Raw genomic sequence first — 12,086 nt, 5'->3', positions numbered from 1 at the left:
GCCCCTTGATGGCTCGCGTTCCGGTCGAGACTCGCGCCTGCGGCGCATGCGCTTCGACCGCTGGAACGCGAGCCGGGCCGCGAACGGCGCTCGTAAGACTCGCGCCTCCAGTGGTTACTTGTGGGGGCAGGTGGGCAGCACAAACCGCCAACTCGCCGCAGGTCGCTCACCGCCACAGCCGGTGGGCAAGCTCCATCATGCACGGACCGGTTGGTCCTGTACATGAACCTAGTGGGCTAACCCCGTCCGGTGTAGTTAGGGGCCTCGACGGTCATGGTGATGTCGTGCGGGTGGCTCTCCTTGAGACCCGCCGCGGTGATCTGCACGAACTGGGCTTCCTGCAGATGCGCGATCGACTGCGAGCCGGTGTAGCCCATGGCCGCGCGCAGACCGCCGACCAGCTGGTGGATCACCTGGTTGACCGGGCCGCGGAACGGCACCCTGCCCTCGATGCCCTCGGGGACCAGCTTGTCCTCGGCGAGCACGTCGTCCTGGAAATAACGGTCCTTGGAGAACGACTTCGCCTGGCCGCGGCCCTGCATGGCGCCCAGCGAGCCCATACCGCGATAGCTCTTGAACTGCTTACCGCCGACCAGGATCAGCTCGCCCGGCGACTCGGCCGTGCCCGCGAGCAGCGACCCGAGCATCACCGTGGACGCGCCCGCCGCGATGGCCTTGGCGATGTCGCCGGAGAACTGGATGCCGCCATCGGCGATCACCGGGACGCCTGCCGGCTTGCACACGGCGACCGCCTCCAGGATCGCGGTGATCTGCGGCGCGCCGACACCGGCGACCACGCGGGTGGTGCAGATCGAGCCGGGGCCGACGCCCACCTTGACCGCGTCCGCGCCCGCCTCGACGAGCGCGGCCGCGCCCTGGCGGGTGGCCACGTTGCCGCCGACCACCTGGATCCGGTCGCCGACCTCGGCCTTGACCTTGGTCACCATCTGCAACACCTGCACCTGGTGACCGTGCGCGGTGTCCACCACCAGCACGTCGACGCCCGCGTCGGCCAGTGTCATGGCCCGCGACCAGGCGTCCTCGCCGACACCCACCGCTGCGCCGACCAGCAGGCGGCCGTCGCGGTCCTTGGTGGCGTTGGGGTACTGGTCGGTCTTGACGAAGTCCTTGACGGTGATCAGGCCGCGCAGGCGCCCGTTGCCGTCGACGATCGGCAGCTTCTCCACCTTGTGCCTGCGCAGCAGTCCGAGCGCGGCTTCCGCGGTGACGCCCTCCTGCGCGGTGATCAAGGGAGCTTTGGTCATGACGTCGGCGACGCGGCGGTTCTGATCCACCTCGAAACGCATGTCGCGATTGGTGATGATCCCCACAAGCGCACCGGTCTCGTCCACCACGGGAAGACCCGAGATGCGGAACCTGGCGCACATCGCGTCGACCTCGGCGAGAGTGTCGGTCGGACGACAGGTCACCGGGTCGGTGACCATACCGGCCTCGGACCGCTTGACCGTCTCCACCTGGGCGGCCTGGTCGGCCGTCGAGAGGTTGCGGTGCAACACGCCCATGCCGCCCGCGCGCGCCATCGCGATGGCCATCCGCGCCTCGGTGACCGTGTCCATGGCCGAGCTGACCAACGGCGTGCGCAGGCGGATCTCCCTGGTCAGCACACTGGAGGTTTCCACAGAACTGGGGATGAGATCCGAGGCGGCAGGCAGCAGCAGCACATCGTCGAACGTGAGGCCGAGCATGGCGATCTTGTTCGGATCGTCGCCACCCGTAGGAGGGCGGACTGCGATTCGTTCGCCCGGTACGGGATTACTCATTCGGATCGACCCCTCCTGGACGTCGATAGCGACCGGCGCCGGTGTCACCGGCGCCGTGACGGCTGATGGGATGGACGTGGTTCGGCGGCGGTGCGATCGGGACCCGCCGTAGCCTGTGCTCCATCGTATCTGTCCGGTGAACTCGCCGACGAAGTGAGCCCACCACCGAAACTGGCAGGCCGCATAGCTGGCGCAGACCACCCTGTTCTGCGTACCGTGGGGATGTGCGTGACCATCTACCACCTGGCTTGCCGCCGGATCCGTTCGCCGGAGACCCCTCCGACCCGTCCGCCGCGCTCGATGCCATCGAGCCCGGCGAACCGCTGGATCCCCACGAGCGCCTTGCGGTCGAGGAGGATCTCGCCGACCTCGCGGTGTACGAGGCACTGCTGGCCCACCGCGGCATCCGCGGACTCGTGGTCAGCTGCGAAGACTGTAGGCAGGACCACTACCACGACTGGGACATGCTGCGCGCCAACTTGCTTCAGTTGCTGGTCGACGGCACGGTCCGCCCGCACGAGCCCGCCTACGACCCGACGCCGGAAGCGTACGTCACCTGGGACTACTGCCGGGGCTACGCGGACGCGTCGATGAACGAGGCTTTCCACGGCGACGGGTTCGACGGATTCGACGGCTGATACCGGATCGAACCGCACGCGGGCCTCTCGAGGCTCGCGTACCTCGCCTTTGCCGCTGTGATTTTCGACGCACACGAATCACTTCGGCAGACGCACCGTGAGGTTCCGTCGCGTGCGGACACGTCCATGAGTCACCCTATGGTCACCGCTGGCTAGATCGGCTTCTCCCGAAAGACAAAAAGCCGACCGCCTGGCTGGCGATCGGTTCTTGCCTGGACCGTTTTCTTCTGTCAGCGGCCGGGCGGCACGAACGAGCCCGGGTTGGGAATGCCGGGGACGCTGAAGGTCGGCGGCGGATTGTTGTTGCTGTTGTGGGTATTGGTGTTGCCCTGCGTCGGAGCCGTGGGCGGCTGCTGCGGCGCCGTCGGATTACCGGTGTCTCCCGTGGGTCCGCCCGTCGGCGGCTTGACCTCGGTGACCGGCGGCTCCTGCGGAGCCGTCGGTTCCACGGTGGCCGGCGGCTGGGTGGGCGCGGGCGGCGGTGTGGTCACCGGCGGCACCGTGGTCGGCGCGCCGCCGCCGTTCGTCGTTCCGCCGCTGTTCGACGTTCCACCATTGGGCGCGGTGGCGTCGGCCGAGGGCGAAGGCTTGTTCGTCGGCGCACCCGGCTGCTGCACGATCGTCGAGGTCCCGCTACCCGGCGTCGGGCTGGGCTTCGTGGTCGCGCTGCCCGGGGTGGCACGCGGGTCGGTAGTCTTGGGCACCGTCGAACCCAGCTGATCGGCCAACTCCGGATTGACCTCGTGCAGCTTCGCGAGCAACTGTTCCCACTCGGTCATCAGCTCGGCGCGCTTGTCCGGATCGCTGACCTGCGCGGCATTCTCCTTGGCCCGCTCCAGGCGCACCTTGGCCTGCGTCGGGTTCTGAGTGACCAGCGTGGAAGCCTCGTTCAGGTCGTCGCCCGCCCGCTGGACCACGGTCGTCTGGGCCTGTTCGCTGAACACGACCTCTTTGACCCGCCACAGTGGATCGCCCGGCTCGGCGTTGTACGAGAACGCCGTCATACCGCCGATGACCAGGGCCAGCGCGGCCGCGGTGCCCATGATCGGACGTAGTAGCCGCAGTCGCCCGCCGCCGCCGTGCGCCCCGATGCGAACCTGCCGCGCGCCGATCTCCTGGTTGACCGCGGCCACGATCGCGTCCAGGTCCGGCTCGGCCGGCATCGGAGGCGCGATCAACTCCGCTCGCCAGTCCGCGAGCAACGTCGCGAGCTGATACTCCTCGGCGCTGTCGGTGTGCACCGGACCATCGCTGGCGATGGCATCGATCAGAGCATCGTCGCGGCGTACCGCGGCGATGTCGACCGGGCCGGTGTCACCGGACGCCTCGGCGTAGGGACCGCTGTTCCGCGATCCAAGCCGCGCCTTCCAGTCACCCCGACCGCGCTCGCCATCCCTAGCCATACATTTCACCTGCCCTCGCCACTTGTGACTTGAGTTTCGCGAGTGCCCTGTGTTGGGCGACCCGTACCGCGCCCGCCGTACTGCCCACGGCGACCGCGGTTTCTTCCGCTGACAAACCCATGACCAAGCGCAGGATCAAGATCTCTCGATGCTTCTCGGGAAGCGTCGCGAGCAGACGGTTCATCTGCCTGCTCGTCTCGGACTCGAGAGCTCGTTGTTCCGGTCCCTGGTCGGTGGATATGACATCTGGTACTTCGGCCATCGCCTCCGCCTTGTTACGGGCGGCGTTGCGATGCGCGTCGGCGACCTTGTGCGAAGCGATTCCGTAAACAAAGGCCATGAAGGGCCTGCCCTGGTCTTGGTACCTGGGCAAGGCTGTCATCACAGCCAGGCAAACCTCCTGCGCAACGTCGTCCGCGGAGAGCTGCCCACGCTCCGCGGCTCCGATCCGCGCGCGGCAGTAGCGCACCACCAGCGGGCGGATCATCTCCAGTACCTGAGCTAAAGCGGATCTGTCGCCCTGCGCAGCGGCAGCGACGGCGAGGTCCAACTCTTCGCCCGTGTGCGTCATCGTCAGAGATATTCCCGGCGTTACAAAGTGGCATGGTCAGGTGACGACCAATGCTTCCACCGAAGGGGCGGAACGGATCTAACAATAGCGACCCGTTGGCCGGAACTGGTCAACACGGTGGACTCCGTGATCACCTACCACCCCGCCATGGGGCGCAACACGCCGCCGGAGCGGGCGATGGCCGCAGCACATTCGGCCGCCTCCGCCGCCGCGTCCCGCGCGCCCGATCCGGCGCGGAGCATGGCACAAGCCCAGCGCAACGGCAGCAGGCCGTGCTCGCGGCACTGCTCGGCGACGTCCTCGGCCGAGACGCCTGATCTTCCCCGCGCGTCGAGCGCCACGTCGGCGGCGGCGACCAGCAAGCGTGACTTCACCCGGTGGCGCACCGACGGGGATCGCTCGGCCAGCTCCAGCGCGGCCGCCGCGTGCGCCGCCGCCACCTCGAAATCGCCTGCCGCCAGCGCCGTTTCCGCGGACACCCAGCGCAAGCGGATCGCGGGACGCCAACCGGCCCGATACTGCTGTGCCGCCGACGCGCTGCGCCGCAGCAAGCGGTCGGCCAGCGCGAGCCGCCCGGTTCCGAGCGCGTCGGCGGCGAGTCCGGTGAGCGCGTCGCAGATCGCGTCGGCGCGGCTGGGACGGTAGCCGCCGAACTCCCCGGCGCTGTCCGGCTCCGCCCCGGCGCCGGCGGTGAGGATCAGCGCGGCCGCCCACCCGTCGAACGCCGCGGCGCGTTCGTGCCAGCCGAGCTGGCGAAGAAAAGAACCCTCGGTGCTTCCCGCCAGTGAGAGGAGAACGGGATCGTTGCTGTGGTTGCATACCCTTCGCAATTCGGCGCGCGCCGCCGCATAACGGCCCTGGCCGCCGAGAACCACCGCTCGATACCACCGGCCGAGCGCGTCCGACGCGGACGGAAGGTCGGCGGCGGCGCGACCCGGAGCGGCGCCGAAGGCGGCCTCGGCGAGGACCGCGAGATGAGGATCTCCGAGCGGAGCGGGCGCGAACACGGGCGCACTCTATCCCGTGCGGCACCCGGGCTCCGGCGACGAAAGGTGAGCGACGGCCGACCGGCGACACCCGGGATTTCCGTCGCCGAGCGGATGTTGCCATTAGGTAAATCTCGTCCTGGCTATCGCCGAGCGGCCAGGCCGGGAATTCATGCGTGTTTCGCGTAATTAACCTGTCCGCCCCGTTACCGCCATCTTGGGATCCACACCCCACGAACGCCCTCGGCCGCGGCCGTGACCGACATCATCGGCACGAGATCGGCGTCACGTCGGCGCTACGACGATGAAATCGCCTCTACCAGCGGAAATTGGGTCAGTTGCGGCACATGCGGCAGCCACGGACCTCCGGCCAACCGAACAGTATCGCCGGAACCAGCACGAAAAGTAAACAGTTCGGAGGTTAAATTTGGCAGCGCGCGATTTGGAAAAGTGCTGCGCCGAACTATTGACGGAATTTCGCGGCTGGACCTAACGTAGCTCATCGCCACGGACGGCGCCGCGCGAAATTGCAGCGACCACGAAGGGCGAGCCCCCCGGGCACCCCCGCCGACACGGCGTCGTGGCCCACAACTGTTGCAGAACAACTGCTCGACAACGCTGACGAGCTCGCACCACGAGGAGTTCACCATGCCCATGCCGACCCACCTCCCGGGACCCAACGCCGATGTCTGGGATTGGCAGATGCGAGGATCGTGCCGCGGGCAGGATTCCGCGGTGTTCTTCCATCCCGATGGTGAGCGTGGCCGAGCCCGCACGGCACGTGAGATGCGCGCCAAGGAGATCTGCCGCACCTGCCCGGTGCTCATGCAGTGCCGCGCACACGCGCTGAAAGTCAGCGAGCCCTATGGGATCTGGGGCGGCATGTCGGAGACCGAGCGCGAGATGCACGCGCGGCGCAGCCGCCGCCGCATGGCCGTCTGAATCAATCCCCTCCCATCCGCACGCCACCCGGCGTCGAATTCCTAGCAAACAACGGGCCACTGCAACACGCTTCGGCCGAGCCGCTCACGCGACACAGTGACCGGTTCCGCGCCGAAGGTCGGCGCGTGGGTTCCGATCGTCACCATCGATCGGCCGGCCGCCGAGCGAGGCCGGATCCGTGCACCCGGCGCTTCCGGCGCGGTGCGAGGGTTCGGCGTGTCACGGCGTGTCTCTCCCGAGATGTCCGGCGTATCGGCGCTTTCCGCAACGCGGCGCCGGTCCACGACGAGCCTTGTGGCCACCCCACCGGAAGGGAGGTCATAGCGGCGCGCTACGGTAGTGACCGATGACACAGAATGGAGCGTTGTGACAACGCGGCCGTCGGCCGCAGAGGGCGACTCGTTCCGAAGAGCAGCCTTCCCACCCACGGTGGATTCTGCGGTTACGGCACGCGCAGCCGAAAGTATCGAGCTCGCCGCGCTTTTGCATCGATGCGGTCGAGCCGACCAGGAAGCATTCGCCGAGTTGTACGACCGGACGTGTGCGCGCGTCTTCGGTCTGGTGTTGCGCGTTCTGCACGATCCGGGATACGCGGAGGAGACCACGCAAGAGGTCTATCTGCAGGTCTGGCGCATGGCATCGAGTTTCGATCCGGCGAAAGGTTCCGCGGTCACCTGGTTGATGACGCTCGCCCACCGGCGCGCCGTGGACCGGGTCCGCGCCGAGCAAGCCCACACCCAGCGCGAGGTCGCGTACGGGATCCGGGTGCTCGGCAACGAATTCGACGAGGTCACCGAAGAGGTCGAGCGCAGGCTCGAACAACAGGCCGTCCTGGCCGGCCTGGCCACACTCACCGAAACCCAGCGGGAAGCCATCTCGCTCGCCTACTACGGCGGGCGCACCTATGCGGAGGTAGCCACCTACCTCGACGTAGGGTTACCTACGGTGAAGTCCCGGATTCGGGACGGATTGACACGACTGAAGAAAAGTTTGGGGGTGACGTGAGATGAACGAACGCCGTATCGATCTCGCGCACACCGTCGCGCTCGGATCGATCGACGACGAAGACCATCAGGAAGTGCAGGAGCTGTTCGACAGCGAGGACCCCGTGCTACGCGCGGAGTTCATCCAGGAAGTCAGAGACACGAAAGAAGCGCTCGCCGTTCTCGCCACAGCCACGGCGGCCACTCCGCCGCCGTCGCTGCGTGCTCGCCTACTCGCGGCCATCGCCGCCGAGCAGCCCCCGGTCGCCAGCTGAATCCGGCGTCCCGCCAGGCCTTCCCGCCCCGCGCATACCGACCTCAGCGGTCCTTACCTTCCGGCGGCCTCCCTCCAGCCCCGCCGCAGACAGCGTGCCGAGCTTCGGAACCCTTTCGGCCAACCGGTAGTCGAGGCCACATCCGGCAAGGCCCCCGAACCGTGTGGTTCGGAGGCCTTGTCCGTGCGTTGTCCCGAGAAAACCGGGCTCAGTGCGCGTGGCCGTGATGGCCGTGGTCGTCCTGCTCCTCGGCGGGCTTGTCCACCACGGCGCTCTCGGTGGTGAGCACCATGCGCGCGACCGACGCCGCGTTGACGACGGCCGAGCGAGTCACCTTCACGGGGTCGACGACGCCGTCGGTGAGCAGGTCGCCGTAGGTGAGCGTGGCGGCGTTGAAGCCCTCCTTGCCCTCGGCGACCTTGCTGACCACCACGGCGCCGTCCAGGCCCGCGTTGGTGGCGATCCAGTACAGCGGCGCACGCAGCGCGGTGCGGACCACCTCGACGCCGACGGCCTCGTCACCGGACAGCGAATCGCGCAGCTCGACGAGCTTGCTGCTCGCCTGCACCAGCGCGGTGCCGCCACCGGGCACGATGCCCTCTTCCACGGCGGCCTTGGCGGCGCTCACCGCGTCTTCGACGCGGTACTTGCGCTCCTTGAGCGCGGTCTCGGTGGCCGCGCCGACCTTGATCACCGCGACGCCGCCGGCCAGCTTGGCCAGCCGCTCCTCCAGCTTCTCGCGATCCCAGTCGGAATCGGTGGCCTCGATCTCGCGGCGCAGCTGCGCGACGCGCGCCTCCACGTCCGCCGCGGAACCGGCGCCGTCGATGATCGTGGTGTCGTCCTTGGTGACGACGACGCGGCGCGCCTTGCCGAGCACGTCCAGGCCTGCCTCGCGCAGGGTGATGCCCAGATCGGGGTTCACCACGGTGCCGCCGGTGACCACGGCCAAGTCGTCGAGGAACGCCTTGCGGCGGTCGCCGAAGAACGGCGCCTTGACCGCGACGGCCTTGATCGTCTTGCGGATGGCGTTGACCACCAGGGTCGACAGCGCCTCGCCTTCGACGTCCTCGGCGATGATCAGGACGGGCTTGCCGCTCTCGGCGATCTTCTCCAGCAGCGGCAGGAAGTCCGGCAGCGAGCTGATCTTCTCGCGGTGCAGCAGGACGAACGCGTCCTCCAGGATGGCCTGCTGGCTGTCGGGGTCGGTGACGAAGTAGGGCGACAGGTAGCCCTTGTCGAACTGCACGCCCTCGGTGACGACGAGTTCGGTCTGCAGCGTCGAGGACTCCTCGACGGTGACGACGCCGTCCTTGCCGACGGCGGTCAGCGCCTTGCCGACCATCTCGCCGATCTCCTCGTCCCGCGAGGACACGGTCGCGACCTGCGCGATGGCCTGCTCGCCGGAGACCGGGGTGGCCAGCGCAAGCAGCGCCTCGGAGACCGCGTCGGCGGCCTTGGCGATGCCGGAGCCGACCACGATCGGGTTCGCCCCGGCCGCAACGTTCTTCAGCCCGGCGCGGACCAGCGCCTGGGCCAGCACGGTGGCGGTGGTGGTGCCGTCGCCCGCGACGTCGTTGGTCTTGGTGGCGACGCTCTTGACCAGCTGCGCGCCGAGGTTCTCGAACGGGTCTTCCAGCTCGATGTCGCGCGCGATGGTGACGCCGTCGTTGGTGACGGTCGGGCCGCCGAAGGACTTCGCGAGTACGACGTGCCGTCCGCGCGGGCCCAGGGTGACCTTCACGGCGTCGGCGAGCTTGTCGACGCCGCGTTCCAGAGCCCGGCGAGCCTTCTCGTCGAACTCGATCTGCTTTGCCATGGGGATTCGCTCCTGTAGTGGATTGCGGCGCTCCCGGGTCCCGTCGTCGTCACGCAGGCTGCCGCCTCCGGGCCCGTCGCTCGCACCGCGTGTTTCAGTGCCGTGGTGTCGGCGCCGAACGCACTCCGCCCCGGGTCACGAAAGACACCGGGGCGGAACGCATGCGTGCCTGATCGGCTACTTGGTGACGACGGCCAGCACGTCGCGCGCCGACAGGATGAGGTACTCCTCGCCCTGGTACTTGATCTCGGTGCCGCCGTACTTGCTGTAGATGACGGTGTCACCCTCCTGGACATCCAGCGGGATGCGCTTCTCGCCCTCGTCGTCCCACCGGCCGGGACCGACGGCGACAACGGTGCCCTCCTGCGGCTTCTCCTTCGCCGTGTCAGGGATGACCAGGCCGGAGGCCGTCGTCGTCTCGGCCTCGTTGGCCTGGACGAGGATCTTGTCCTCGAGCGGCTTGATGTTCACGCTCGCCACGTTGAGCCCTCCACTTTCAGGGGATTCGGTCGTCCGGAACTCGTCGCTCCGAACTCGTCGGTTGGTCACGATGCTGACCCTGCGCATAGCCCCGTCGTCGCGGGTGCCGGGACCCCTGCCCAGTGGTCAAGCTGCTGGCACAAGCACTACACACAGTGCCGACTAGCACTCTATACATGAGAGTGCCAGCGCTCAAGGCTGAGCGGTGCCAACTTTGCCCGGCGCGCCCGGCGACACTGCGAGCTTGGCGATAAGTTCGGGAAAACAGTAACGTTCGGATAACGGATTGTGACACTATTGACGACGGTTGCGGTCCGGCCGCCGGTTCGTCGCTCCTCCGAGCGGTGGCCAGGCGGCACAGAGGTACCAGAGCGTCGCCGAACCCGCAGCGCCGCAAGCACGATCGTTGCACCACCAGCTTCACCAGAGAGCAAGACACACGTGATCCATGGCCGGTCCCCGCGACCCACCCGGACGAGGGGCCGGTTCGTTTCCCGGTCCGGGTCGCGCGTCATCCATACGGCGGTCCGGCAGTCCATTCGAGATGGTCGGCGACACCATGACCATCCGCTCGAAGGGAGGTGAACATGCGAACATCCCTCGGCATCTCGGCCGGGGCAGAGGTCGTGTGCTCGGCGTTGGTCACCACCGCGCCGAACGGCACGCAGAGCTTCGATTACCGCGTCGTGTCCGCCGACGCGGCTCATTCCGATCTCGGTGACCTGGTGTCGTCCTCGATCGAGCTGATGACGACCCAGCTGCCGACCACGCAGCCGCCGCGCGAGATCATCCGCCCGGTCGGCGGCCGTTTCGCGGGCGGCCCACGCGACTTCGAGCCGGTGACGGGGCACCCGCCCACCAGCGTCGCGGTCGCCTACCGCACCAAGGAGCAGGCCCAGATCATCCGCTCGGCCACCGGAAAACAGCGCGACCTGCGGCTGATCCAGGAGGGCACCGCCGCGCTGACCTACTTGCGGCACACCGGCCTGCTGGACCGCTACGACACGGTCGCCATCGTCGATCTCGGCGCATCCGGGCTCGGCGTCACCGTCGCCGACCGCGCCGACGGCTCCCTGCTCCGTTCCGATCGCACCGCGACCGTCAGCGGCAAGGCGATCGACGATCTCATCTACCACCATCTGGTGGATCTGCACTTCGCCCGGCGCGGCACCCGCCCGAACCGCGGCATGCTCACCAACCGGGGCCGCGCGGCGAAGGAGCACCTGTCCATCGCGCCCGCGGTCACCATCGACCACGTCGCCGGTCGTCCGCTGAAGCTGACCAGGGCCGACTTCGAAGAGTTGATCGCCGAGCTGCTGCGCGACCTGGCGCGGTTCGTCACGATGTCGTTCGCCCGGGCGCCCAGGCAGCCGCAGGCGGTCGCGGTCATCGGCGGCGGCGCCAACATCCCCGCGGTGCTCGACACGCTCACCGCCGCCCTGGACATCCCCGTGTTCACCGTGCCGGATCCCGAGGCGGTGACCGCCAAAGGCGCGGCGCTGGTCGCCGATTCGATGCAGCCCTCGGTGTTCCCGGTCGCCGGGCTCGGCGGCGACGCGCCCGCGGGGACGGTAACCAAGGTGTTCGGCACGCTCGCCGGTGCGATCGTGGTCGTCGGACTGATCGTCGGTTACGGGGTAAAGACGTTCGCGCCGACCTCGGATGACGAGGTCTCTCCCGCGGGGACCACGAGCAGCGCGTCGCAACTGCCCAACCCGACATCCGTGCCGCCCGCGACCACGGCGGCCGCCACGCCGCACAACCGCACGCCGGACAACACCGGCATCGCCCCGACGACCACGGAACGCGGACCGCAGAGCACGACCGGCGGGCCGTCGGCCACGCAGGTGATCACACCCACGCAGCCCACGCTGCGCCCGGATCCGAACCTTCCGCCGATTCCGTTCCCCGAGCTTCTCGGCCCCCTGTTCGGGAATCCGAATGCGGCACCGAACAGTTCGCCCCAATCGCCATCGAGCCGGACGTGGTACCCCGCGGCGCCGACCGCTCCTGCGCCCGGCACGAGCCCGGCGCCCACCCAGGCGCCCGCGCAGTCGAGCCTGCCGCTTCCGCTCCGGGGGAATTCGGGGTCGGCGTCGCATCCCGGACTGCTCGCACCGAACTGATCCGGCCGCACGACGGCCCTTCCCGGCGATCTCACCGGAACGAAACCCGGTGCGGCCGCCGCCGCTTCGCGCGCTGAGTCCG

General features: G+C 68.5%; 11 protein-coding genes. 5 read left to right on the top strand and 6 right to left on the bottom strand.

Features of this window, described 5'->3' with window-relative positions; all coding sequences use genetic code 11:
• Positions 1-236: 236 nt before the first annotated feature.
• A complete protein-coding gene (gene guaB / locus ACWEO7_RS14665) occupies positions 237-1,781 on the bottom strand; it encodes an IMP dehydrogenase (protein WP_452423674.1) in 1,545 nt (514 codons plus the stop codon).
• A gap of 224 nt (positions 1,782-2,005) precedes the next feature.
• Here guaB and ACWEO7_RS14660 point away from each other — a divergent pair, with 224 nt between their 5' ends.
• Positions 2,006-2,419, top strand: a complete 414-nt coding sequence (locus tag ACWEO7_RS14660; RefSeq protein ID WP_039795739.1) for a DUF5319 domain-containing protein — start codon at positions 2,006-2,008, stop codon at positions 2,417-2,419.
• 230 nt (positions 2,420-2,649) lie between these two features.
• Here the strand turns inward: ACWEO7_RS14660 and ACWEO7_RS14655 are convergent, their stop codons facing one another.
• The 3 genes from ACWEO7_RS14655 to ACWEO7_RS14645 form a co-directional block, all read right to left on the bottom strand.
• On the bottom strand, positions 2,650-3,822 hold the full coding sequence (locus ACWEO7_RS14655; RefSeq protein ID WP_452423672.1) for an anti-sigma-D factor RsdA: 1,173 nt from the start codon (positions 3,820-3,822) through the stop codon (positions 2,650-2,652).
• Positions 3,815-4,393 (bottom strand): sigma-70 family RNA polymerase sigma factor, encoded by a 579-nt coding sequence (locus ACWEO7_RS14650; protein WP_039795737.1) that lies wholly within the window; start codon positions 4,391-4,393, stop codon positions 3,815-3,817. Before ACWEO7_RS14650 ends, ACWEO7_RS14655 begins: the two co-directional genes overlap by 8 nt.
• 134 nt (positions 4,394-4,527) lie before the next feature.
• Complete coding sequence (locus ACWEO7_RS14645; protein WP_452423670.1) at positions 4,528-5,400, bottom strand: hypothetical protein; 873 nt, start codon at positions 5,398-5,400, stop codon at positions 4,528-4,530.
• Between the two features lie 627 nt (positions 5,401-6,027).
• Between ACWEO7_RS14645 and ACWEO7_RS14640 the strand changes: the two genes are divergently transcribed.
• The 3 genes from ACWEO7_RS14640 (at position 6,028) to ACWEO7_RS14630 (ending at position 7,579) form a co-directional block, all read left to right on the top strand.
• Positions 6,028-6,321 (top strand): WhiB family transcriptional regulator, encoded by a 294-nt coding sequence (locus ACWEO7_RS14640; protein ID WP_355076302.1) that lies wholly within the window; start codon positions 6,028-6,030, stop codon positions 6,319-6,321.
• A 429-nt stretch (positions 6,322-6,750) separates the two neighbouring features.
• Positions 6,751-7,326 (top strand): sigma-70 family RNA polymerase sigma factor, encoded by a 576-nt coding sequence (locus ACWEO7_RS14635; RefSeq protein ID WP_355076300.1) that lies wholly within the window; start codon positions 6,751-6,753, stop codon positions 7,324-7,326.
• Position 7,327: 1 nt separating this feature from the next.
• Complete coding sequence (locus ACWEO7_RS14630) at positions 7,328-7,579, top strand: RskA family anti-sigma factor (protein ID WP_355076299.1); 252 nt, start codon at positions 7,328-7,330, stop codon at positions 7,577-7,579.
• 208 nt (positions 7,580-7,787) lie between these two features.
• Here ACWEO7_RS14630 and groL read toward each other — a convergent pair whose 3' ends face one another.
• The gene (groL, locus tag ACWEO7_RS14625; RefSeq protein WP_450015100.1) at positions 7,788-9,398 is read right to left on the bottom strand and encodes a chaperonin GroEL; all 1,611 of its coding nucleotides are present in this window, start codon (positions 9,396-9,398) and stop codon (positions 7,788-7,790) included.
• A gap of 177 nt (positions 9,399-9,575) precedes the next feature.
• Positions 9,576-9,878, bottom strand: a complete 303-nt coding sequence (gene groES / locus ACWEO7_RS14620; RefSeq protein WP_028479292.1) for a co-chaperone GroES — start codon at positions 9,876-9,878, stop codon at positions 9,576-9,578.
• Positions 9,879-10,465: 587 nt separating this feature from the next.
• Between groES and ACWEO7_RS14615 the strand changes: the two genes are divergently transcribed.
• Positions 10,466-12,004 (top strand): Hsp70 family protein, encoded by a 1,539-nt coding sequence (locus ACWEO7_RS14615; RefSeq protein ID WP_452423669.1) that lies wholly within the window; start codon positions 10,466-10,468, stop codon positions 12,002-12,004.
• Positions 12,005-12,086 lie beyond the last annotated feature (82 nt).

This window comes from Nocardia sp. NPDC004260 (assembly GCF_053603155.1).
The sequence above is the reverse complement of the archived record's forward strand: the minus strand, read 5'-3'. Positions and strand labels throughout refer to the sequence as shown.

What these genes read in the sequence shown, in the direction of transcription:
- guaB (WP_452423674.1), bottom strand. Translation starts at nt 1,781, where the DNA reads ATGAGTAATCCCGTACCGGGCGAACGAATCGCAGTCCGCCCTCCTACG.
- ACWEO7_RS14655 (WP_452423672.1), bottom strand. Translation starts at nt 3,822, where the DNA reads ATGGCTAGGGATGGCGAGCGCGGTCGGGGTGACTGGAAGGCGCGGCTT.
- ACWEO7_RS14650 (WP_039795737.1), bottom strand. Translation starts at nt 4,393, where the DNA reads ATGACGCACACGGGCGAAGAGTTGGACCTCGCCGTCGCTGCCGCTGCG.
- ACWEO7_RS14640 (WP_355076302.1), top strand. Translation starts at nt 6,028, where the DNA reads ATGCCCATGCCGACCCACCTCCCGGGACCCAACGCCGATGTCTGGGAT.
- ACWEO7_RS14630 (WP_355076299.1), top strand. Translation starts at nt 7,328, where the DNA reads ATGAACGAACGCCGTATCGATCTCGCGCACACCGTCGCGCTCGGATCG.
- groL (WP_450015100.1), bottom strand. Translation starts at nt 9,398, where the DNA reads ATGGCAAAGCAGATCGAGTTCGACGAGAAGGCTCGCCGGGCTCTGGAA.
- ACWEO7_RS14615 (WP_452423669.1), top strand. Translation starts at nt 10,466, where the DNA reads ATGCGAACATCCCTCGGCATCTCGGCCGGGGCAGAGGTCGTGTGCTCG.